Below are 21700 nucleotides of genomic sequence, written 5' to 3'. Positions count from 1 at the left end.
AATTTGTATGAATAAGACGGAGCCGGGCTGGGAGTTGTATCGGACGTTTCTCGCCGTGGTGCGAGAGGGTTCGCTGTCGGGCGCGGCGCGCGCGCTGGGGCTGACACAGCCGACGGCTGGGCGCCATGTCGATGCGCTGGAACGGGCGCTGGGCATGTCGCTGTTCATCCGCACGCAGCAGGGGTTGAGCCCGACCGAGGCGGCGCTCTCGCTGCGGCCGTTCGCGGAATCACTGGAAGCCACGAGCGCGGCCTTGCTGCGCGCTGCCTCCAGCCAGGGCGAGGGCGTGCGCGGCACGGTGCGCATCACCGCCAGCGAGGTGGTGGCGGTGGAGGTGCTGCCGCCCATCCTCGCCGACCTGCACGCCGCCTATCCGGAGCTGACGCTCGAACTGGTGCCCTCCAATCGCCTGGAAGACCTGCTGCGCCGCGAGGCCGACATCGCCGTACGCATGCAGCCGCCGAGCCAGGGCGTGCTCGTCGCGCGGCACCTGGGCGGCATCGAACTGGGCATCTTTGCGCACCGGCGTTATCTCGCGCAGCGCGGCGTGCCGGCCACCGTGGAAGATCTCGCAGGCCACACGCTGATCGGCTACGACAAGGAGAACGCTTTCCTTCGCAGCATGCGCGCGCGGTTGCCGTGGATTCAACGCAACCGCTTCGCGCTGCGCACCGACAGCGATCTTGCCGCGATTGCCGCGCTGCGCGCGGGCTTTGGGGTCGGCTTTTGCCAGGTCGGCCTGGTGCGGCACAACCCCGATCTGGTCCGGCTGTTTGCCGATCAAGTGTCGATCACGCTCGACACTTGGCTCGCCATGCACGAAGACCTGCGCGACAGCCCGCGCTGCCGCGTCGTGTTCGATGCGCTGGCGGCGGGGCTGCTGCGTTACATCAACGACGACTGAGCGATCGCGCGGCTAGCGATGCTGGCGCAGCGGGTCGAGCAGGCCCTTGAGGCCGTTGTGGTCCAGCTCCTGCATCAACGCCAGCAGGCGGCCGATCTGACCCGGCGGAAAGCCCTCGCGCGCAAACCAGTTCAGGTAGTGACCCGGCAGGTCGGCGATGAGTCGGCCCTTGTACTTGCCGAAGGGCATTTGCGTGGTGACGAGGCGTTGGAGGTCTTCGGGCTGCATGGGCGCTATTTTGCCGCTGATGTGGGTACGTGCGCGCCGACGTGCTCGAGCAAATGCGCGACAAAACCGGAGAGCTTCGGCAACGGCCGCCGATCCTGCCGATACACGATATGAATCGGCCGAGCCTCGGGCGCATAGGCTTGCAGCACACGCACGAGCCGCCCGTTCGCCAAGTCTTCGGCAACGAGCACTTCGGGCTGCAGCAGCAGGCCCGCCCCGGCAATCGCCGCCATGCGCAGGCCGTGGCCGTCGTTGCACGTGAACGCCGGGTCGTCGCGCCAGGGTGTGTCGCCATCCCACCCGCGCAGCTGCCACGCATTGCGGCTGTTCCACACCATGTGCGAGAGACAGCGATGCTGCGGCAGGTCGGCCGGGGTCTCCGGGCGCCCGTGCCTCGCGAGGTAATCCGGCGATGCGCAGATGACCATGCGGTACACGCACAGCGGCTTGGCCACCAAGTCGGCATCGCCTAGCGGCCCGATGCGAATGGCGAGATCGAACCCTTCGTCGACCAGGTCAACCATGCTGTTGCTTAGGTTCAGTTCCACGCGCACCTGGGGATGCGCCCGCTGGAACGTCGCCGCGAGCGGGGCGATGACGCAGGCGCCGAAGGTGGTCGGCGCGCTGACCTTGAGCGTGCCAGATGGCGATGCCCGCAGTCGCTCCACGGACGTCTCCGCCCAGCGCACCTGTTCCAGCACGCGCTTGGCATCTTCGTAGAACACGCGGCCGGCGTCGGTCAGGCTCTGGCGGCGCGTGCTGCGCTGGAGCAGGCGGGCGCCCAGTTGCGTCTCCAGCGCGTTCACGTACTTGCCGACCATCACGGCCGACATCTCAAGCCGCGCCGCCGCCTCGGTGAAGTTGCCGCCTTCCACCACGGCGACAAAGGTTTCCATGCTGCGCAGCTTGTCCATATTCCGAACCAATGATTAGGAATAGTCGAAGTTATCACGTCTTTATCGTGTTCAGGTTTCGGCCAAGAATGGATGCCATTCCAACTGGATTTGCGAAGGAGTACAGCATGAAGATCGTCGTGATTGGTGCCAGCGGCACGCTTGGCCGCGCTGTGGTGGCGGAACTGGAGCAGGGCGGGGCGCACGAGATCATCCGCGTCGGCCGCACGCGCGGCGAGCACCAGGTCGACATCACCAACGCCGATAGCGTGGCGGCCTTGTTCGACAAGTTGGGGCGCGTGGACGCGATCGTCTCCACCGCCGGCAACCTGTTCTTCGGGCCGCTGACCGAGATGTCGGCGGCAGACTTCAACATCGGACTGCAGGACAAGCTGCTGAGTCAGGTGCGATTGGCGCTCGTCGGGCAGCACTATCTGAGCGACGGCGGCTCGATCACGCTCACCACCGGCATCGTCGGCCAGGAGCCGATCGCGCAGGGCGCGAACGCGACCGCCGTGAACGCGGGAGTGGAGGGCTTTGTGCGGGCGGCCGCGTGCGAGCTGCCGCGCGGTATCCGCATCAACGCCGTGAGCCCGACGGTGCTGACGGAATCGATGGAGGCCTACGGCCCGTTCTTCCCTGGTTTCGAGCCCGTGCCGGCAGCGCGCGCGGCGTTGGCCTACCGGCGCAGCGTGGAGGGCGTACAGAGCGGACGGGTGTATCGCGTGGGTTGAGTCTGCATGGGTCATGAACACGTTAAGGTTCGGGGTATCTCCCCCTTGCCCGCGTGGCGTGACTCCTTCTAGACTCCTTCATCCCCGACCCAGCGGTCGGTCAATTTCCAGATTCAGGGCGGGCGCAGAACCTGCCCGCACACTTCAGGAGACGGCATGAAGGTTTCGCGCGCTACCCCGATCGCAAAGGCGGCCCTCGCCGCGACGGCGCTCTTGGCGCTGTCCGCCGGCACGGCATTCGCCCAGGTCAAGGTCGGCATCACGGTGTCGGCCACGGGTCCGGCGGCTTCGCTGGGGATTCCCGAGAAGAACACCGTGGCGCTGCTGCCCAAGGAAATCGCCGGCAAGAAGATCGAGTACATCGTGCTCGACGATGCTTCCGACACCACCACCGCCGTCAAGAACACTCGCAAGCTCATCACCGAAGACAAGGTCGACCTGGTGATCGGCTCGACCGTCACGCCCAACTCGCTGGCGATGGTCGATGTGGTGGGCGAGAACGAAACACCGATGATCACGCTGGCCGCATCGGCACGCATCATCGAGCCGATGGATGCCAAGCGCGCGTGGGTCTTCAAGACGCCGCAGAACGACTCGCACATGGCCACCGCCATTGCCGAGCACATGGCCAACCACGGTGTGAAGACTGTCGCGCTGATCGGCTTTGCCGATGCCTACGGCGATTCGTGGGCGCAGGAGTTCGACAAGGTGGCGACGCTGCGCAAGCTGAAGGTCGTCGCCAACGAGCGCTTTGCGCGTACCGACACGTCGGTGACGGGGCAGGTGCTGAAGATCATGGCGGCCAATCCGGATGCGGTGCTGATCGCAGGCTCGGGTACGCCGGCCGCGCTGCCCGAGCGCGCGCTCAAGGAACGCGGCTACAAGGGCAAGCTGTACCAGACGCACGGCGTGGCGAACGCCGACTTCCTGCGCGTGTGCGGCAAGGACTGCGAAGGGACGTTCCTGCCGGCGGGCCCGATCCTCGTCGCCGAGCAGTTGCCCGACAGCAACCCGGTGAAGAAGCCGGCGCTGGCCTACAAGACGGCGTATGAGAAGGCGTATGGCGGGCAGGTTTCCACCTTCGGCGGCCACATGTGGGATGCAGGTCTGCTGTTTGCACATGCGATGCCCGAGGCGTTGAAGAAGGGGCAGCCGGGTACGCCGGCGTTCCGCAAGGGGCTGCGGGATGCGATGGAGTCGACGAGCAATCTGGCGATCTCGCACGGCGTGATGAACATGAATGCGAAGGACCACCTGGGGCTGGACCAACGGTCTCGCGTCATGGTTGAAATCAAGGATGGGAAGTGGAGGCTGCAGAATTGATCTGACGCTTTAGCTGCCGTTGTCTGAACGCCGTGCCTCTTGGGGTGCGGCGTTTTGTTTTTGGCGTTGGTGGTTTGCTGCTGTTTCCTCCCCTGCCGGGGCCGACTGACTTTTCTTGTCTTGCCAAGAAAAGTAAGCAAAAGAAGACGCGCCCGAGATGGCGACTCCCCTTGGACTTCTGTGACCGGGCGAGGAGGGAGGCACACTCGCTATGCGCAGACAGCCTCCCTCCTTGTTCCGCCCGCTCACAAAAATCCAAGGCGCCACCTAGGGCAGGGTCCGGCCACACCGTCGGTGCATCGGTCTTGGCGTTGCTGGTTTCACGCGCCGGTGTGTTTCACGTGAAACACAAACAGTGCGGAACAAGCGGTGCATGTTTCACGTGAAACACGAAATGCGGATGAATTTCGTCTCGATTGCCGCATCGTCGAACTGCGGTGTAGCTGCGCGACTTATAATTCCGCTTCTCCAAATTTCCGATGCCTCCATGCGAGGAGGAAGCCATGCTGTATCCAATTGAATTCGATGTGATCGTGGTGGGTGGCGGACACGCCGGCACCGAGGCTGCCTTGGCGGCGGCGCGGATGGGGTGTCAGACCCTGCTGCTGACGCACAACATCGAGACGCTGGGGCAGATGAGCTGCAACCCGTCGATCGGGGGCATTGGCAAGGGCCATCTGGTCAAGGAAGTGGATGCGCTGGGCGGGGCCATGGCCATCGCGACGGACGAGGGCGGGATCCAGTTCCGCATCCTCAATTCCAGCAAGGGCCCGGCTGTCCGCGCGACCCGCGCCCAGGCGGACCGTGTGCTGTACAAGGCAGCCATCCGCCATCGCCTGGAAAACCAGCCGAACCTGATGCTGTTCCAGCAGGCCGTCGAAGACCTGCTGGTAGAGGGTGACCGCGTGGTCGGGGCGGTGACGCAGGTGGGCGTGCGGTTCCGTGCACGTGCCGTGGTACTGACGGCGGGGACGTTCCTCGACGGCAAGATCCACGTGGGCCTGAACAACTACACCGGCGGCCGGGCGGGTGACCCGGCGGCGGTGTCGCTGTCGGCACGTCTGAAAGAGTTGAAGCTGCCGCAAGGGCGCCTGAAGACCGGCACGCCGCCTCGGATTGACGGCCGGACCATCAATTTCTCGGTGCTGGAAGAGCAGCCGGGCGATCTGGATCCGGTGCCGGTGTTTTCGTTCATGGGCCGCGCGGACATGCATCCGCGCCAGGTGCCGTGCTGGGTCACGCACACCAACGAGCGCACCCACGACATCATCCGTGCCGGGCTCGACCGCTCGCCCATGTATACAGGCGTGATCGAAGGGGTGGGGCCGCGCTACTGCCCGAGCATCGAAGACAAGATTCATCGCTTCGCCAGCAAGGATAGCCACCAGATTTTCCTAGAGCCGGAAGGCTTGGCGACCAACGAGTTCTACCCGAACGGCGTGTCGACCAGCCTGCCGTTTGACGTGCAGCTGGACTTGATCCACTCGATGCGCGGTCTGGAGGATGCCCACATCCTGCGCCCCGGCTACGCCATTGAGTACGACTACTTTGACCCGCGCGGGCTGAAGGCTTCGCTGGAATCCAAGGCGATTTCCGGGCTGTTCTTCGCTGGTCAGATCAACGGGACGACCGGCTATGAAGAGGCCGCCGCCCAAGGGCTGCTCGCCGGCATCAACGCCGGTCTGCAAGTGCAGGGCAAGGATGCCTGGGCGCCGCGCCGCGACCAAGCCTATCTGGGCGTGCTCGTTGACGACCTCATCACCCGTGGCGTGACCGAGCCGTACCGCATGTTCACCAGCCGCGCAGAGTTCCGCCTGAGCCTGCGCGAAGACAACGCCGACATGCGCCTGACCGAAGTGGGCCGCCAGCTTGGCGTAGTTGACGACGTCCGGTGGGATGCCTTCAACCGCAAGCGCGATGCTGTTTCACGTGAAACAGAGCGTCTGAAATCGACGTGGGTGAACCCAGCCACGCTCCCGCTGGAAGACGCCGAGCCCGTGCTGGGGAAGGGCATTGAGCGCGAATATGCGCTGGCCGATCTGCTGCGCCGTCCGAACGTGTCGTACGAATCGCTGATGGGCATGCAGGGTGGTAAGTACGCGCTCGAAGCGCCGCTGGCGGAAGACCCGCTGCTGGCCGAGCAAATCCGCGAGCAGGTTGAGATCGGCATCAAGTACCACGGCTACATCGCCCGCCAGGCCGATGAAGTGGAGCGCCTAGGTGCCAACGAGAACACGCGCCTGCCGGCTGATTTTGATTACGCGCAAGTGCGCGGCCTGTCGATCGAGGTGCAGCAGAAGCTGGCCAAGCACAAGCCCGAGACCATCGGGCAGGCGTCGCGTATCTCCGGCATCACGCCGGCAGCGGTGTCGCTGTTGCTGGTACACCTAAAGAAGGGCGTGCTGCGCGGCCAAGTCGGCCCCCGCACCGACGCGCAAGGCGAGGCCGCTTGATGCCGAATGCACTGACGAATGTGCCGACTGAGGCCCGATCGGAGCTGGAAGCGGGCGCGCGCGCGCTAGGCTTGTCGCTGAACGAAGTGCAGCTCGATCGCCTGCTGGCGTACCAGGGGCTGCTCGCCAAATGGAACCGCGTCTATAACCTGACCGCGATCCGCGATACGGGCGACATGCTGACGCATCACCTGCTGGATTCGCTTTCGGCCGTATCGCGCATTGCCGAGTTGGCGCGCAGTGCGCAGCCTGACGCACCGCGCGTGCTGGACGTTGGTTCCGGTGGCGGCCTCCCGGGCATTCCACTGGCGATCGCGTACCCGGATGTCAGTGTCACGATGGTCGACATCGTGCAGAAGAAAACCGCCTTCCTGACGCAGTGTCGCGCCGAGCTTGGCCTGACCAATGCCCAGTCGCACTGGGGTCACGTGGAAAAGCTGGACGACGCCACCGGCTATGGCGTCATCACATCGCGCGCGTTTGCTGAGTTGGTTGATTTTGTGACTCTGGCTGGCCATCTGCTCGCGCCGGGCGGCCGCATGGTCGCCATGAAGGGCGTGCGCCCGGACGCTGAAATCGAGCGCCTGCCCGCAGGCTGGAAAGTCGAAGCCATTGAACGCCTGACCGTGCCGGGGCTGTCGGCCGAGCGTCACCTGGTCATTCTCGCGCCGTCGGCGTGAGTCATTCACCGCAGAGGAGTCATGTCGAATACTTTCGTGATCGCCAACCAGAAGGGCGGGGTCGGCAAGACCACCACCACGGTGAACCTCGCGGCCGGGCTGGCTGCGCAAGGGCAGCGCGTGCTGCTGGTCGACCTGGACCCGCAGGGCAATGCCTCCATGGGTTCGGGTATCGACAAGCACACGCTCGAATTCAGCGTGTACCAGGTGCTCGTCGGTCTGGCGACGATTCCGCAGGCGCGCCAGCGCTCCGAAGCTGGCCGCTATGACGTGCTGCCCGCCAACCGCGATCTGGCCGGCGCCGAAGTCGAGCTGGTCGACCTGGAGGATCGCGAGAATCGCCTCAAGCTCGCACTGGCCGAGGTGGCCGATGACTACGATTTCGTGCTCATCGATTGTCCGCCATCGCTGTCGATGCTGACGCTCAATGGCTTGTGCGCCGCGCACGGCGTGGTCGTGCCAATGCAGTGCGAGTACTTCGCGCTCGAAGGACTCTCCGATCTGGTCAACACCATCAAGCAGGTGCACGCGAACCTGAACCGTGAGCTGAAGGTGATCGGCCTGCTGCGCGTGATGTTCGACCCGCGCGTGACGCTGCAGCAGCAGGTGTCAGCGCAGCTGGAGTCACATTTTGGCGACAAGGTTTTCAAGACGGTGATCCCGCGCAACGTGCGCCTGGCTGAGGCGCCGTCCTACGGCATGCCGGGCGTGGCGTTCGATCCGGCATCGAAGGGTGCCAAGGCCTACCTGGATTTCGGCGCCGAGATGATCGCGCGCGTGCGGCAGATGGCCGACGTGCCGGCTTGATGCGGGAAAGAGGAACCACATGAGCACGATGAAGAAAAAGGGATTGGGCCGGGGCCTGGAAGCACTGCTCGGCAGTCCCGCCGAGATTGTCGAAACCGCCAAGCAGGAGGGCGCCCCGACGGTGCTGAAGCTCGAGCAGATGCAGCCCGGCAAGTACCAGCCGCGCACGCGCATGGACGAGGGTGCCCTGCAGGAATTGGCCGCGAGCATTCGGGCGCAAGGCCTGATGCAGCCGATCCTGGTGCGCAAGGTTGAGTCGGACGGCCCGAAGCCAAAGTACGAGATCATCGCTGGCGAACGCCGCTTCCGCGCCTCGCGCCTGGCCGGCCTGACCGAAGTGCCGGTGCTGGTGAAGGACGTGCCGGACGAGTCGGCCGCCGCCATGGCGCTGATCGAGAACATTCAGCGTGAAGACCTGAACCCGCTCGAAGAAGCGCAGGGCATTGCGCGCCTGGTCCGCGAGTTCCAGTTCACGCACGAGCAGGCGGCCGAATCGGTTGGGCGCTCGCGTAGTGCCGTGTCCAACCTGCTGCGGCTGCTCAACCTTGCCCAGCCGGTGCAGACCATGCTGATGGCCGGGGACCTCGACATGGGCCACGCCCGCGCGCTGCTCGCCGTCGATGGTGCATCGCAGATCACATTGGCAAACCAGATCGTCAACAAGCGTTTGTCGGTGCGCGAGACGGAAAAGCTGGTTACGTCGACGCTCAAGCCGTTCGAACTGAAGTCGCTCAAGCAGAAGGGCGGTCACCAGAACGGGCGCGATGTCGCGCGCCTGGAAGAAGAGTTGGCGGACCTGCTCGGGTTGAGCGTGCAGATCAAGCTTGCCGCCAAGGGGCGCGGCCAACTGACGGTGCAGTTCGGTAGTCTGGACGAGTTCGACGGCTTGCTCGAGCGCCTGCGCCCGGACGGCGGCGACGAAGCGCACGCTTGATGAGCGCAACTGCTGCGACAGTTTGACGCAGGGGCGGTCTCTCCCCGTCATTGAGCCATTTGCGGGCAGCCAATTGCACCGAATCGGTGCAATTACCTCGTGAGTCATCGACGCGGGATGTCGGCAACACCATCATGAAATCGACGGGGGCACCGCTCCATCAGGCGGATCCGGTGCCCCGGCAACCGCGCCCGAAGGCGCGCAGAGCGCGGGAACATCGCTGCCAGGAGTGCTGTCGAAGGCGCCCGCACGAGGGTGCGCTTGCGCGTTGACTGGCGAACGTCATGTCCCGTAAAATCGTGCGGTTTTAAATCCGCCTGACCCAAAGCGGTGCGGCATGATGAAAGACCATTCTTCCATGCAGCCAGCCACGCGGCAACGGCCCGATTCTTACGCTTCGTTGGAAGCCGCCCGATCCCGATCGGCGCAGGCTCCGAAGCGCGACGATTGGGATGACGACGCAGGAAAGGCGGAGCCGCCGGCGCATGTGCTCTCGCATGACGAAGCGGTTGCGCTGTTCGGCGAACAGGCTTTGCGGGCCTCGCGTATTACGCCGCTTTCCATCGTGCTCGGCCAGGTGGCCATCACACTGCTGTGTGCGCTCGGATGGTATGTCGGCAGCTGGTTCACGGGGTCGGGCGCTGCGCAGGCCGGCGAGGCAGCGTTGTCGGCCCTGCTGGGCGGCGGCGTGTGCGTGGTGCCCTCGGCATGGTTCGCGATGCGACTGTCGACGGCCAAGGGGTTCGAGTCCATCGCCCGGCTGGTGGTGGGCGAAGCGATCAAGGTGCTCGGCACGGTCGCGCTGCTGGTGATTGTGGTGGTGATGTTCAAGGGGCTGCATTGGCCGCCCTTGCTGATCACCCTGATCCTGGCGCTCAAGATGTACTGGGTGGGTCTCGCGCTGCGGTAGCGCGATGAGCGAAACCCGGCCCGCCATGATGCGGCGGGCACCGGAAGTGTTGGCACGTGGCAGGAACCGCGGCAGGAGAAGCTCCGGTTCATTGCGCTGACACTCCGCAAGAATAAGGTGGCACGTTCAAGTCGCGTGCAGTCCGCGATCTCTAGGGAAACCTGTTGAGCATCGGGCGCGAGCAAGAACGGATCACGAAGAATGTTTCGCAATATTGGACTGAATCATCATGGCAACTGAAGTCGCAGAAGCCGCCGGCCACGCCGCCGAGCACGCTCTCACGCCTTCCGCGTATATCGCGGAGCATTTGCAGAATTTCAATAGCGTCGGCGGCAAGCAGATGTCGGTCGTCGACTTCTCCGTCATCAACTGGGACACGATGTTCTGGTCCGTGTTGATGGGCGCCATCGGCATCATCTTCCTCGGCATGGCTGCGCGCCGTGTCACCTCCGGCGTTCCCGGCCGTTTCCAAGCCTTCGTTGAACTGGTTGTCGAGATGGTCGACGACCAGGCCAAGGGCATCATCCACGGCGATCGTTCCTGGATTGCTCCGCTGGCCCTGATGGTCTTCGTGTGGGTCACGCTGATGAACGCGGTCGACTTGATCCCGGTGGACTGGGTCACGGGCGTCAACCACCTCCTCGGCACCTTCGGCGTGCACGTGCCGCACCATCGCGCAGTGGCCACGGCCGACCTGAACGGCACCTTCGGCATGTCATTCGCTGTGCTGATCCTGATGATCTACTACAGCTTCAAGATCAAGGGTGCGGGCGGCTTCGCACACGAGCTGCTCTCCGCCCCGTTCGGCGCCAAGTGGTACCTCGCGCCGTTCAACCTGATCCTCAACATCATTGAATTCCTCGCCAAGGCTGTGTCGCTGGGCATGCGGTTGTTCGGCAACATGTACGCGGGCGAACTGGTGTTCCTGCTGATCGCGCTGCTTGGCTCGATCTGGACGTTCGGTGCTGATTTCTCGGCACTGGGTTTCGTGGGTCACGTGGTGGCCGGTGCAGTGTGGGCGATCTTCCACATCCTGATCGTTCTGCTGCAAGCGTTCATTTTCATGATGCTGACGCTGGTGTACATCGGCCAGGCACATGATCACCACTAAGTAGCGGTTCAGGTTCTCCGGTTCCGTTTGGTTTTTTCAAGTTCCTAAGTTCTTAGTCTTTCACGTAAAAGGGAGTCATCATGCAAGCATTTCTCGCCAACATCCAAGGTCTGACCGCCATCGGTATCGGCATCATCATCGGCCTGGGTGCCATCGGCGCCTGCCTCGGCATCGCACTGATGGGCGGCAAGTACATCGAAGCCTGCGCACGTCAGCCTGAGCTGATGAACCCGCTGCAAACCAAGATGTTCCTGCTGGCTGGCCTGATCGACGCGGCATTCCTGATCGGCGTTGGTGTGGCCATGCTGTTCGCGTTCGCCAACCCGCTGCTGTCGGTCATCAAGTAATTCTTTTCGGTCTGCATGATGCCGGAGGCGGCCTGGGTGAACGCACCGCGTAACCCTCGCCGCTTCGTGCATTGATCCGTAGTCTCAATACCGAAAGGAACACACCATGAACCTGAACGCCACACTCGTCGCGCAGATGGTCGTGTTCTTCATCCTGTGGTGGGTTGTCGCCAAATTCATTTGGCCGCCCCTGGTGAAGGCGCTCGACGAACGCGCGAAGAAAATTGCCGATGGCCTGGCCGCTGCCGATAAGGGCAAGGCCGAGCTCGAGCTGGCCAACAAGCGGGTCGAGCAGGCACTGACCGAAGCGCGCAATGAAGGCGCGCAGCGCATCGCGGACGCTGAAAAGCGTGCCCAGATGAGCGCCGAAGAGATCAAGCAAAACGCCCAAGCCGAAGCGGCGCGCATCATCGCGCAAGCCAAGGCAGAAGCCGAGCAGCAAACTGTGCGCGCGCGTGAATCGCTGCGTGACCAGGTTGCCACGCTGGCAGTCAAGGGCGCCGAGCAGATCCTCAAGCGTGAAGTCAATGCGCAGGTCCATGCCGATCTGCTCAATCAACTCAAGGCTGAGCTGTAATCATGGCAGAACTCGCAACCGTTGCCCGTCCGTACGCAGAGGCGCTGTTCCGCGTGGCGAAGGCCGGCAATCTGGGTGCATGGTCTGAGCTCGTGTCGGAAATGGGGCAAATTGCCGCCGTGCCCGACATGAAGGCAGTCGCCGATGATCCGAAGCTCTCCAAAGCCGATGTGGCGGGGATCTTCCTGTCGGCGCTGAAATCTCCGGCTTCGCATGAGGCGAAGGAACTGGTTGGCCTGCTGGTGGCCAACAAGCGCCTGTCGCTGCTGCCGGAAATTGCCGCGCAATTCCATGTGCTGCGGAATGCCAGCGAAGGCGCCGCCGACGTCGAGATCACCAGTGCGTTCCCGCTTGAGGGCGCGCCCCTGACCGAACTGGTCGCCACGCTCGAACGCAAGTTCGGCAAGAAGCTGCAGGCTCACGTGAGTGTCGATCCTTCGTTGATCGGCGGCGTGCGCGTGCAGATTGGCGACGAAGTGCTCGACACCTCGGTGCGCGCGCGCCTGACGCAGATGCAGTCTGCGCTGACCGCCGCGTAATGCTGTTTCGCGAGGCGCTGATGCAATCGACGATATCGCGCCCGCAGACAGATTGAAGAATTAGGAGCATTCGATGCAACTGAACCCCTCCGAGATCAGCGACCTGATCAAGACCCGTATCGAGGGCTTGAAGGCTGGCGCTGACGCAAAGAACACCGGCACGGTCATTTCCGTGACGGACGGTATCTGCCGCATTCATGGCCTGTCGGGCGTGATGCAAGGCGAAATGCTGGAATTCCCGGGCAACACGTTCGGCCTCGCGCTGAACCTCGAGCGCGACTCCGTCGGCGCTGTGGTGCTGGGTGACTACGAGCACATTTCCGAAGGCCAGGAAGTCAAGTGCACCGGCCGCATTCTGGAAGTGCCGGTTGGCCCGGAACTGCTGGGCCGCGTGGTCAACGCACTGGGCCAGCCGATCGACGGCAAGGGCCCGATCAACGCCAAGAAAACGGATGTGATCGAGAAGGTCGCCCCGGGCGTGATCGCACGTCAGTCGGTGAGCCAGCCGGTGCAGACCGGCCTGAAGTCGATCGACGCGATGGTGCCAATCGGCCGTGGCCAGCGTGAGCTGATCATTGGCGACCGCCAGACCGGCAAGACCGCCGTGGCCGTCGACGCCATCATCAACCAGAAGGGCAAGGGCATCTTCTGCGTGTACGTGGCAATCGGTCAGAAGGCTTCGACGATCGCCAACGTGGTGCGTAAGCTCGAAGAGCACGGCGCGCTGGAATACACGATCGTGGTGGCCGCTGCCGCTTCGGACTCTGCTGCCATGCAGTACCTGTCGGCCTACGCCGGCTGCACGATGGGTGAATACTTCCGCGACCGCGGTGAAGACGCCCTGATCGTGTATGACGATCTGACCAAGCAAGCTTGGGCCTACCGTCAGGTTTCGCTGCTGCTGCGCCGCCCGCCTGGCCGTGAAGCCTACCCGGGTGACGTGTTTTACCTGCACTCGCGTCTGCTGGAGCGCGCTGCCCGTGTGAACGCTGACCACATCGAAAAGATCACCAACGGTGAAGTCAAGGGCAAGACCGGTTCGCTGACCGCACTGCCCGTGATCGAAACGCAGGCCGGCGACGTGTCCGCCTTCGTTCCGACCAACGTGATCTCGATTACCGACGGCCAGATCTTCCTGGAAACCGACCTGTTCAACGCAGGTGTGCGCCCCGCTATCAACGCCGGTATCTCGGTGTCGCGTGTGGGTGGTGCCGCTCAGACCAAGGTCATCAAGAAGCTGTCCGGCGGTATCCGTACCGACTTGGCCCAGTACCGTGAACTGGCTGCGTTCGCGCAGTTCGCCTCGGATCTGGACGAAGCGACCCGCAAGCAGCTCGAGCGCGGCCGCCGCGTGACCGAACTGCTCAAGCAGCCGCAATACCAGCCGCTGCAAGTGTGGCAGCTGGCCGCGTCGCTGTACGCAGCCAACAACGGCTTCCTCGACAACGTGGACGTGAAGGACATCCTGGCTTTCGAAAAGGGCCTGCACGACACGCTGAAGACGAAGTACGCCGATCTCATCAACCGCATCGAAGATACGAAGGATCTGTCGAAGGACGATGAGGCCGCACTGCGTGCCGCGATCGAGGATTTCAAGAAGTCCGCCGCGTTCTAACCGCGTCATTCCCGAAACTGGCTGTGCGTAGCCTGCGCAGCCAGGTTTGAACGGAGAGGAAGAAATGGCCGGAACAAAAGAAATCCGCACGAAGATCAAGAGCGTGCAAAACACGCGCAAGATCACCAAGGCGATGGAAATGGTCGCCGCATCCAAGATGCGCAAGGCGCAGGAACGGATGCGCGCTGCCCGCCCGTACGCCGAGAAGATCCGCAACGTGGCTGCGCACATGGCGCAGGCCAATCCGGAATACAAGCACCCGTTCATGGTGGAGCGCGACGTCAAGCGTGCCGGCCTGATCGTGGTGACCACGGACAAGGGCCTGTGCGGTGGCTTGAACACCAACGTGCTGCGCGCCGTGACCAACCAGTTGCGCGACCTGCAGAACAAGGGCGTCGAGACGCAAGCCACCGCCATCGGTACCAAGGGCACGCAGTTCCTGGGCCGCGTCGGTGCGAAGGTTGTTTCGAACGTCGTGCATCTGGGCGACACGCCGCATCTGGAAAAGCTGATCGGCGCGATCAAGGTCCAGCTCGACGCATTTACTGCCGGTGAGATTGACGCCGTGTACCTCGCGTACACGCGCTTCATCAACACGATGCGGCAGGAACCGGTGGTCGAGCAACTGCTGCCGTTGACGGCCGACAAGCTGACGCAGAGCGACGCCGAAAAGCAGGCCTACTCGTGGGACTACATCTACGAGCCGGACGCGCAGACGGTGGTCGACGAGCTGCTGATCCGCTACGTCGAGGCGCTGGTGTACCAGGCGGTGGCCGAGAACATGGCCTCCGAGCAATCGGCCCGGATGGTGGCGATGAAGGCGGCTTCGGACAACGCGAAGAACGTGATCGGCGAACTGCAACTGGTCTACAACAAGACCCGTCAGGCAGCGATTACGAAGGAACTGTCCGAAATCGTCAGCGGCGCAGCGGCAGTCTGATAGCCACGGCAAAGAATCAAGTTATTGGAGATACAAATGAGTATCGCAAACGGAAATATCGTGCAGTGCATCGGCGCCGTGGTGGACATTCAGTTCCCGCGCGACGCGATGCCGAAGGTCTACGACGCGCTGGTGCTGGATGACAGCAACGACGCTTCGTTCGCCGAGAAGGGCCTGACCTTCGAAGTGCAACAACAGCTGGGCGACGGCGTGGTGCGTACCATTGCGCTGGGTTCGTCCGACGGTCTGCGTCGCGGCATGCGCGTGAGCAACTCCGGTGCGCCGATTTCGGTGCCGGTGGGCCACGGCACGCTGGGCCGCATCATGGACGTGCTGGGTCGTCCCATCGACGAAGCCGGCCCGATCGCCTGCGACGAAAAGCGCGCGATTCACCAGAAGGCCCCGAAGTTCGATGAGCTGTCGCCGTCGGTTGACCTGCTGGAAACCGGCATCAAGGTGATCGACTTGGTCTGCCCGTTCGCCAAGGGCGGTAAGGTGGGTCTGTTCGGTGGCGCCGGCGTCGGCAAGACCGTGAACATGATGGAGCTGATCAACAACATCGCCAAGCAGCACTCGGGCTTGTCGGTGTTTGCTGGCGTGGGCGAGCGTACCCGTGAGGGCAACGACTTCTACCACGAAATGAAGGACTCCAACGTGCTCGACAAGGTGGCCATGGTGTTCGGCCAGATGAACGAGCCGCCGGGCAACCGTCTGCGCGTGGCGCTGACCGGCCTGACGATGGCTGAGCGCTTCCGCGACGAAGGCCGTGACATCCTGTTCTTCGTCGACAACATCTACCGCTACACGCTGGCCGGTACCGAAGTGTCGGCACTGCTGGGCCGTATGCCTTCGGCTGTGGGCTATCAGCCGACGCTGGCTGAAGAAATGGGCAAGCTGCAGGAACGTATTACGTCGACCAAGACCGGCTCGATCACGTCGATCCAGGCCGTGTACGTGCCTGCCGATGACTTGACCGACCCGTCGCCGGCAACGACCTTCCTGCACCTGGACTCGACCGTCGTGCTGTCGCGTGACATTGCTGCACTGGGTATCTACCCCGCAGTGGATCCGCTGGACTCGACCTCGCGTCAGCTCGACCCGCAGATCGTGGGCCAGGAGCACTACGAAGTCGCCGACCGCGTGAAGAAGACGCTGCAGCGCTACAAGGAACTGCGCGACATCATCGCGATTCTGGGCATGGACGAACTGTCGCCGGAAGACAAGCTGGCCGTGGGCCGTGCTCGTAAGATCCAGCGTTTCCTGTCGCAGCCGTTCCACGTGGCCGAAGTGTTCACGGGTTCGCCGGGCAAGTACGTGCCGCTGAAGGAAACCATCCGCGGCTTCAAGATGCTGGTGGACGGCGAGTGCGATCACCTGCCGGAACAGGCGTTCTACATGGTCGGCTCGATCGACGAAGCCTTCGAGAAGGCCAAGAAGCTCCAGTAAGCGTGATGTCTGGCCTTGCGCGTAAGCCAGGGCCAGTACTGGCTTTCTGAAGTCCATTCAGAAAGCCGCTTTTCTGAGCAAAGGAATCGAGATGGCAACCATTCATGTAGACGTCGTCAGCGCTGAGCACGAGATCTTCTCCGGCAATGCCAAGTTCGTGGCACTGCCGGGTGAAGCGGGTGAGCTGGGCATTCTGCCCGGCCACACGCCGCTGATCACGCGCATCAAGCCGGGCGCCGTGCGCATCGAGAAGGAAGACGGCGGCGAAGAGTTCGTGTTCGTTGCCGGTGGCATTCTCGAAGTGCAGCCGAAGAAGGTGACCGTGCTGGCCGATACCGCAATCCGCGGTCACGACCTGGACGAAGCCAAGGCGAACGAAGCCAAGCGTGCGGCCGAAGAGGCGCTGCAGAATCAAAGCAGCGACCTGGATCTGGCCCGTGCACAAGGTGAACTGGCTGTGGCCGCTGCGCAGCTGGCAGCGATCGCGCGTCTGCGTCGCAAGCGCTAAGGCAGTAGTGTGTGCCGGCTGGTGTCATCGGCCGGCGCAGAAAAAAAAAGCAGCCCCGAAGGGCTGCTTTTTTTTTGCCTGTCGGCTGGCGCGGTCAGCGGTGTTCCCCTTCGCGCCGTTCCTCGCCACGGTTGCCTTGCGGATGCGGCTGGGCTTCGTGGTGCTCCTGCCGGGGTGGCTGCGCCTGGGGCTGAGGTGGTTGCGGCCGCGCTTCCGGCGGGCGTGGTTGTGGCTGCGGCGGATGGAATTCCGGTGCACGCGGCTGCGGCTGGGGTTGCGGCGGACGCATCTCCACAACATGCGGTTGCGGCGCAGGACGTGGTGCTTCCATGCGCGGTTGCGGCGGGCGTTGTTCCGGCTCGGGGCGTGCGCGCATCTGCGGCGGAGCGTTGGGCGGGCGCTCCTGCATCGTCGGCGCGGGATTGCCATTGAAACGATTCGGCTCCTGCGCGCCGCGCTGCGGCTGAGGCGTCTGCGTGGCGGCTTGCGGTGGCTGTGGATGGGGCTCGAAAGCACGGCGCTCGTCGCGCGGCGCATCAGGCGTGCCCTCGTGCCGTGGTGGGCGGGTCGTCATGCCGGCCGGACCCGGTGGTGCTTGTGGTGCCTGTGCTGCTGGCGGCTGCCACGGGTGTTCTTGCGATGCGCCAGCACCCGGCTGCGGACGCGGACGATTGATCGAGCTCGGCGGCATCAGCGCCTGTGGGGCAGGTTCCCGCTGGGCGCCGTGCGGTCCGTTCTGCGGGTTCGGCGTGTTGGGGTTGGGCGAGCCCATCAATCCCATTGCGCCGCCAGGGCCGCGCTGCTCCGGCGGGCGTGCCGGTTCGTTCACCGGGTACGCCGCTCCATTGGGGGCGGCGCGCGTGAGGCGCAGACCGGCGGCCTGGGCAGCAACCGGTGCCGCCGGTACTTCAGCGGTGGCGCGGCCACGCGTTGCCACATGTGCTCCCATGTTGCCGCCCGTCCATGCCGGGCCCACACCGGGCAGCGTTCCGCCTTGCGAGCGGAAGCGGTCTGCCAGGGCATCGCGTCCGCCCGCAGGCAAGCTGGGCGCGCGCACCGCAATCGCCTGTCGCGCAAACGCCTGCTGTGGCGGTTGGGAATGCGGACCCGCGTTGGCGGCCGCGCCCAGCAGGCTGGTACGCACCGGTGCCAGCGCCGGCGTCGACACGAACTGCGCATGCGCAATCTGTGCACGCATCTGTTCGGGCCGCAGATGCGTCATCGCTGGGCCGACCGGCTGGCCATTCACGAAGGTTTTGGCGGGCACAGCCGTGAGCGCGGCCGGATTGTTGGCGTTAACGTACGTGACCCGGTTCCCGTTCCGGATGTGGGTCACGTTGTTGTTGATGATGGTCTTGTTGACGGTGATGTTGTTGACCACCACCGTGCGGTTGATGTTCGTCACGTAGGTCGGGCTGGCCGCATATACGGGGCGATACGCTTCGCCCGGCGCCAGCGGGAACCACGCCACGCCCGGCGAGCCGATCGAGATGTTGATTCCCCAGCTCACGCCGCCGCCGCCGCCGCCACCGACGAAACCGACCAGCGCCGGCGCATACACCGGACGCGGCACCACCGGCCCGGGCACCCAGCACCACGTCGTGCCGACGTACGCCCAGCGACCATAGTGGAACGGTGCGAAGCCCCAGGGGGCGTCGTCGACCCACGTCCAGCCCCACGGTGCCACCCACGCCCAGTGTCCGGTGCGATACGGCGCCCAGCCGACCGGGACGGCACGCGGCACCCACACGGCGCCATAGCCGTCTTCTTCGCGCCACGTGCCGTAGTCGTCGAGGGCTTCGTAGCCGGTCATTTCGCGGCCAACGTAGCGGGCCGAAACGGACGCATCTTCACGGGCATCGCGCGATTCGGCCCAGCGGTCGAAGGCGTCGCGCCCGGGGTTGTCGGTGCCGCCGGCCTCGGCGAGGTCCGTGCCGTCGAAGCGGACTTGCTGCCCGGCGCCGAGCGGGGTGGAGCGGTCATCGCCGTAGGCCGTGCCCTGGCCACGCCAGACGGTGACAGTGGTGCTGGAGCCATCCGGCGCGACGTCGAGGCGGTATTCGCCGGGCGCTTGCGGTGTGAAGGCGAGGTTGGGGGTATCGATCTCGACGGTTTGATCCGGCGGCAGCGCGCGCACGCGCACCGACAGCGCACCCTGTGTGAGCTTGATTTGCGTGTTGCGGTCGTCCAGATCGACCAGCGTGGCGCCCGTGTTCTGCCCGAGCCGCACTGCGGTGGAACCGACGTGCAGTTCGCTGCGGCTGCCTTGGTCGGACCACAGCCGGTCGCCGGTGGTGAACGGGCGGTTGAGCGACGCGCCGGCCCAGTCGTCGGAGCCGGCGGGCGCGAAGCTCACCGCGCCCGAGAAGTCGGACAGCCGTGCCACCCGTGAAGCCGGATCGGCGGCCATCGCAGCATGCGTACCGCAGACGAGCAGTACAGCTGCAACGCCCACGGCGCGCAGCACCTGCGGCAGCCGCACGCCGGCGCGGAAAGAACGACGGGAGGCATTGGACATGATGAGCCCTCGTTTTTATGGCGGCATGCGCCGCGTGGATGTCTCCATTTAACGCGGTGGCTGCAGAAGGGTCGACTTGCCTTTGTAAGAGCGTGTATCCCGAGCGGGATGGGCCGATCAGCGGATCGGAAGCGGGGCGTGTGGTGAGCGGGCGCGCGAATTGCGCAGGCAAAAAAAAGCGCGCGGGCCGGGGAGCGCCGCGCGGACGGGAAATCCCTTCGAGGGGTCAATTCGAAAGGGAGGGGTAACCGTGCCCCGGAGAATGTGTCGTTGTGGCTGGGGTCGGCGGGCAGGCCATCCGATGCTCAACATGGCGCACAACAATTGGACACAAACGCTGGGGTGCGAAGGCATTGTGGGCGACCGCCCTGTCCTGAGGCGTAACAAAGTGTGTCGGAGTGCAATCGAATGCAAGCGCTGTAGGCGTCGCTCGAGGTGACGTAAAGAGCCCGCTGGAACACCGTTCGGGGAACGCCTACTGCACTTGCACAGTCCCACTGATTTGCCGCTTCGGCAGACCGGGCTTGAACAAACGCGGCACGGCGGCCGGTGTCCTAGTCTGGGCGTGTCGGGTTCATAGGAGGGAGGCATGCAAAGGCATGCGGTGCACCATGTGTTGCAGAAATCGATCGGAGTCAGGGCTTTTGTTACCTTGATGGGGACACTGGGCGGGGTTGCGGCCGCACAAGCGGGTTCGGAAGCGGCCTCCGCGCCCTCCGCCCTGCCTGCGAGTGCCCCGGCCGCCTCCGCGCCTGTTGCTTCTGCACCAATTGCCCCCCTTGCAAAATCGAAAGAGCAGCACGAGCGTCTTGCCGGCGCTTTCTGGCAAGGCACGGTAGGCAAAGGCGCCGACAGCCCCGCTTGGAACCTGTGGCTGAACGTGTATGACCCGCCGCCCAAGGCGCAGGAGGGCGACAAGGACCCCGTCGCCGACACCCTCACCGGCGAGGCCTACGACGACCGCCCCCAAGGTCGCGCCTTCTGGTCCATCGAAGGCCGCAACGCGCCCGAACGCCGCTTCGTGTGGCGTGAGCGTGCCGAGGCGCTCGATGCCGCTGGCCAGGCGGTCATGCGCGAGGGTGGCACGCTCTCCGGCGCCCTCTCGGTCGACGGCACCACCGCCACCGGCACCTGGAGCGATGGCGGCCGCAGCCAGCCCTTCACGCTCAAGCGCGCGGCACGCTATCAGGAAGCCATCAGTGCCTCCGGGCAGGCCCGGCTGACCGAGCGCTACCCCGTCACCGGCGATGCCGCCATCGACGCCCTGGTGCAGTCGCTGCGCGTCCGCCGCTGCGACCAGTACGACACCGAATGCGTCATCCGCATCAGCGCCATCGGCCTGGGCGACACCGTGAGCCTGCTGCGCATGGTGTGGGCCTACAGCGGCGGCGCCCACGGCAACTACAGCTTTGCCGGCGGCAACTGGCGACGTGGCGCGCAGGGTTTTCTGCCGATCGCGCTGGCCGACGTGCTGAACCCGACCTCGGCCTGCCTGCAGAGCTTCAACACGCAGCTCGTCGATGCGCTCAAGCGCGAAGGGGCGCCCGAAGCGTCGCGCGGTGCGCTCAAGGAGAAGGACCTGCGTAACGCCGCGTTTCCGTTTACGCTGCAAGGCGACCGCATCGTCGTGCATTACGGGCCGTATGAAGTGGGGCCGTATTCGTCGGGTGCGTTCCGCGCCGCCGTGCGGCTTGATGATCTGGGCGCCGCATGCAAGCGGCCCACCACCTGAACGCAACACCCACCATGTCTGCCAATCCTTCCTACGTCGACGAACAAGCCACCATGCGCCGGCTGCTGTCCGGCAAGACCATTGCCGTGGTCGGACTGTCGCCGCGGCCCACGCGGCCCAGCTATGACGTGGCGCGCTATCTGCAGCAGGCCGGCTACCGCATCGTGCCCGTCAACCCGCAGCATGCGGGCGAAGACGTGCTCGGCGAGCCCTGCTACGCCACGCTGACCGAAGCCGCCACGACGCTCGCCGCCGCTGGCCAGCGCATCGACCTGGTCGACATCTTCCGTCGCGCCGAGCAGGTCCTGCCCGTCGTGCAGGAGGCCGTGGCGCTGCGCGTGGGCGGTATCTGGGTGCAGCTCGGCATCGTGAACGACGAGGCGATGGCCGTGGCACGCAACGCCGGCATTCCGGCCGTGCAGGACCGCTGTACCAAGATCGAGCACTGGCGGCTCGGCATCGGCGCCCAGGACTGACGGCGTGCGCATTGCCGCGCGCGCT

At 64.6% G+C, this 21700-nt stretch carries 21 protein-coding genes; 18 read left to right on the top strand and 3 right to left on the bottom strand.

Annotated elements, in window-relative coordinates; genetic code table 11:
- Positions 1 to 7: 7 nt before the first annotated feature.
- Positions 8 to 904, top strand: coding sequence for a LysR family transcriptional regulator (locus tag NG900_RS21750; RefSeq protein WP_252683615.1), 897 nt, complete (start codon positions 8 to 10; stop codon positions 902 to 904).
- Between the two features lie 12 nt (positions 905 to 916).
- On the opposite strand, the gene NG900_RS21745 is transcribed toward NG900_RS21750, so the two are convergent.
- Positions 917 to 1132: a DUF3820 family protein gene (locus tag NG900_RS21745; RefSeq protein ID WP_252683613.1), complete on the bottom strand. Its 216-nt coding sequence runs from the start codon at positions 1130 to 1132 to the stop codon at positions 917 to 919.
- Positions 1133 to 1137: 5 nt separating this feature from the next.
- Positions 1138 to 2046, bottom strand: coding sequence for a LysR family transcriptional regulator CrgA (gene crgA, locus NG900_RS21740; RefSeq protein WP_252683610.1), 909 nt, complete (start codon positions 2044 to 2046; stop codon positions 1138 to 1140).
- 107 nt (positions 2047 to 2153) lie between these two features.
- On the opposite strand from crgA, the gene NG900_RS21735 reads away from it, so the two are divergent.
- The 15 genes from NG900_RS21735 (at position 2154) to NG900_RS21665 (ending at position 16949) form a co-directional block, all read left to right on the top strand.
- The gene (locus NG900_RS21735) at positions 2154 to 2759 is read left to right on the top strand and encodes a short chain dehydrogenase (RefSeq protein WP_252683608.1); all 606 of its coding nucleotides are present in this window, start codon (positions 2154 to 2156) and stop codon (positions 2757 to 2759) included.
- Between the two features lie 156 nt (positions 2760 to 2915).
- Positions 2916 to 4082, top strand: coding sequence for an ABC transporter substrate-binding protein (locus NG900_RS21730; protein ID WP_252683606.1), 1167 nt, complete (start codon positions 2916 to 2918; stop codon positions 4080 to 4082).
- 503 nt (positions 4083 to 4585) lie between these two features.
- Entirely contained in the window at positions 4586 to 6535 is a 1950-nt protein-coding gene (gene mnmG / locus NG900_RS21725; protein WP_252683604.1) for a tRNA uridine-5-carboxymethylaminomethyl(34) synthesis enzyme MnmG, read from the top strand.
- Entirely contained in the window at positions 6535 to 7215 is a 681-nt protein-coding gene (rsmG, locus tag NG900_RS21720) for a 16S rRNA (guanine(527)-N(7))-methyltransferase RsmG (protein ID WP_252683601.1), read from the top strand. Before mnmG ends, rsmG begins: the two co-directional genes overlap by 1 nt.
- 21 nt (positions 7216 to 7236) lie before the next feature.
- Positions 7237 to 8022, top strand: coding sequence for a ParA family protein (locus NG900_RS21715; RefSeq protein ID WP_252683599.1), 786 nt, complete (start codon positions 7237 to 7239; stop codon positions 8020 to 8022).
- Between the two features lie 19 nt (positions 8023 to 8041).
- A complete protein-coding gene (locus NG900_RS21710) occupies positions 8042 to 8956 on the top strand; it encodes a ParB/RepB/Spo0J family partition protein (RefSeq protein WP_252683597.1) in 915 nt (304 codons plus the stop codon).
- Between the two features lie 337 nt (positions 8957 to 9293).
- Complete coding sequence (locus tag NG900_RS21705) at positions 9294 to 9866, top strand: ATP synthase subunit I (RefSeq protein WP_252683595.1); 573 nt, start codon at positions 9294 to 9296, stop codon at positions 9864 to 9866.
- 229 nt (positions 9867 to 10095) lie between these two features.
- Positions 10096 to 10977, top strand: a complete 882-nt coding sequence (gene atpB / locus NG900_RS21700; RefSeq protein ID WP_252683592.1) for a F0F1 ATP synthase subunit A — start codon at positions 10096 to 10098, stop codon at positions 10975 to 10977.
- Positions 10978 to 11057: 80 nt separating this feature from the next.
- Positions 11058 to 11324, top strand: a complete 267-nt coding sequence (gene atpE, locus NG900_RS21695) for a F0F1 ATP synthase subunit C (RefSeq protein ID WP_003262709.1) — start codon at positions 11058 to 11060, stop codon at positions 11322 to 11324.
- A gap of 106 nt (positions 11325 to 11430) precedes the next feature.
- Positions 11431 to 11901: a F0F1 ATP synthase subunit B gene (locus tag NG900_RS21690; protein WP_009239554.1), complete on the top strand. Its 471-nt coding sequence runs from the start codon at positions 11431 to 11433 to the stop codon at positions 11899 to 11901.
- Between the two features lie 2 nt (positions 11902 to 11903).
- Positions 11904 to 12440, top strand: a complete 537-nt coding sequence (locus NG900_RS21685) for a F0F1 ATP synthase subunit delta (RefSeq protein WP_252683590.1) — start codon at positions 11904 to 11906, stop codon at positions 12438 to 12440.
- Positions 12441 to 12513: 73 nt separating this feature from the next.
- The gene (gene atpA, locus NG900_RS21680) at positions 12514 to 14055 is read left to right on the top strand and encodes a F0F1 ATP synthase subunit alpha (protein WP_252683588.1); all 1542 of its coding nucleotides are present in this window, start codon (positions 12514 to 12516) and stop codon (positions 14053 to 14055) included.
- Between the two features lie 64 nt (positions 14056 to 14119).
- Positions 14120 to 14995, top strand: coding sequence for a F0F1 ATP synthase subunit gamma (atpG, locus tag NG900_RS21675; protein ID WP_252683586.1), 876 nt, complete (start codon positions 14120 to 14122; stop codon positions 14993 to 14995).
- Positions 14996 to 15037: 42 nt separating this feature from the next.
- Positions 15038 to 16441 (top strand): F0F1 ATP synthase subunit beta, encoded by a 1404-nt coding sequence (gene atpD, locus NG900_RS21670; RefSeq protein WP_420804180.1) that lies wholly within the window; start codon positions 15038 to 15040, stop codon positions 16439 to 16441.
- A 91-nt stretch (positions 16442 to 16532) separates the two neighbouring features.
- Complete coding sequence (locus NG900_RS21665; RefSeq protein WP_009239559.1) at positions 16533 to 16949, top strand: F0F1 ATP synthase subunit epsilon; 417 nt, start codon at positions 16533 to 16535, stop codon at positions 16947 to 16949.
- Between the two features lie 94 nt (positions 16950 to 17043).
- On the opposite strand, the gene NG900_RS21660 is transcribed toward NG900_RS21665, so the two are convergent.
- Positions 17044 to 19467, bottom strand: a complete 2424-nt coding sequence (locus NG900_RS21660) for a DUF6600 domain-containing protein (RefSeq protein WP_252683582.1) — start codon at positions 19465 to 19467, stop codon at positions 17044 to 17046.
- Between the two features lie 589 nt (positions 19468 to 20056).
- Between NG900_RS21660 and NG900_RS21655 the strand changes: the two genes are divergently transcribed.
- Complete coding sequence (locus NG900_RS21655) at positions 20057 to 21199, top strand: RsiV family protein (protein ID WP_252683580.1); 1143 nt, start codon at positions 20057 to 20059, stop codon at positions 21197 to 21199.
- A gap of 14 nt (positions 21200 to 21213) precedes the next feature.
- Positions 21214 to 21675: a CoA-binding protein gene (locus NG900_RS21650; RefSeq protein WP_252683578.1), complete on the top strand. Its 462-nt coding sequence runs from the start codon at positions 21214 to 21216 to the stop codon at positions 21673 to 21675.
- Positions 21676 to 21700: the final 25 nt, after the last annotated feature.

Origin of the sequence: Ralstonia soli, assembly GCF_023955655.1 — a bacterium.
GTDB lineage: Bacteria > Pseudomonadota > Gammaproteobacteria > Burkholderiales > Burkholderiaceae > Ralstonia > Ralstonia soli.
The sequence above is the reverse complement of the archived record's forward strand: the minus strand, read 5'-3'. Positions and strand labels throughout refer to the sequence as shown.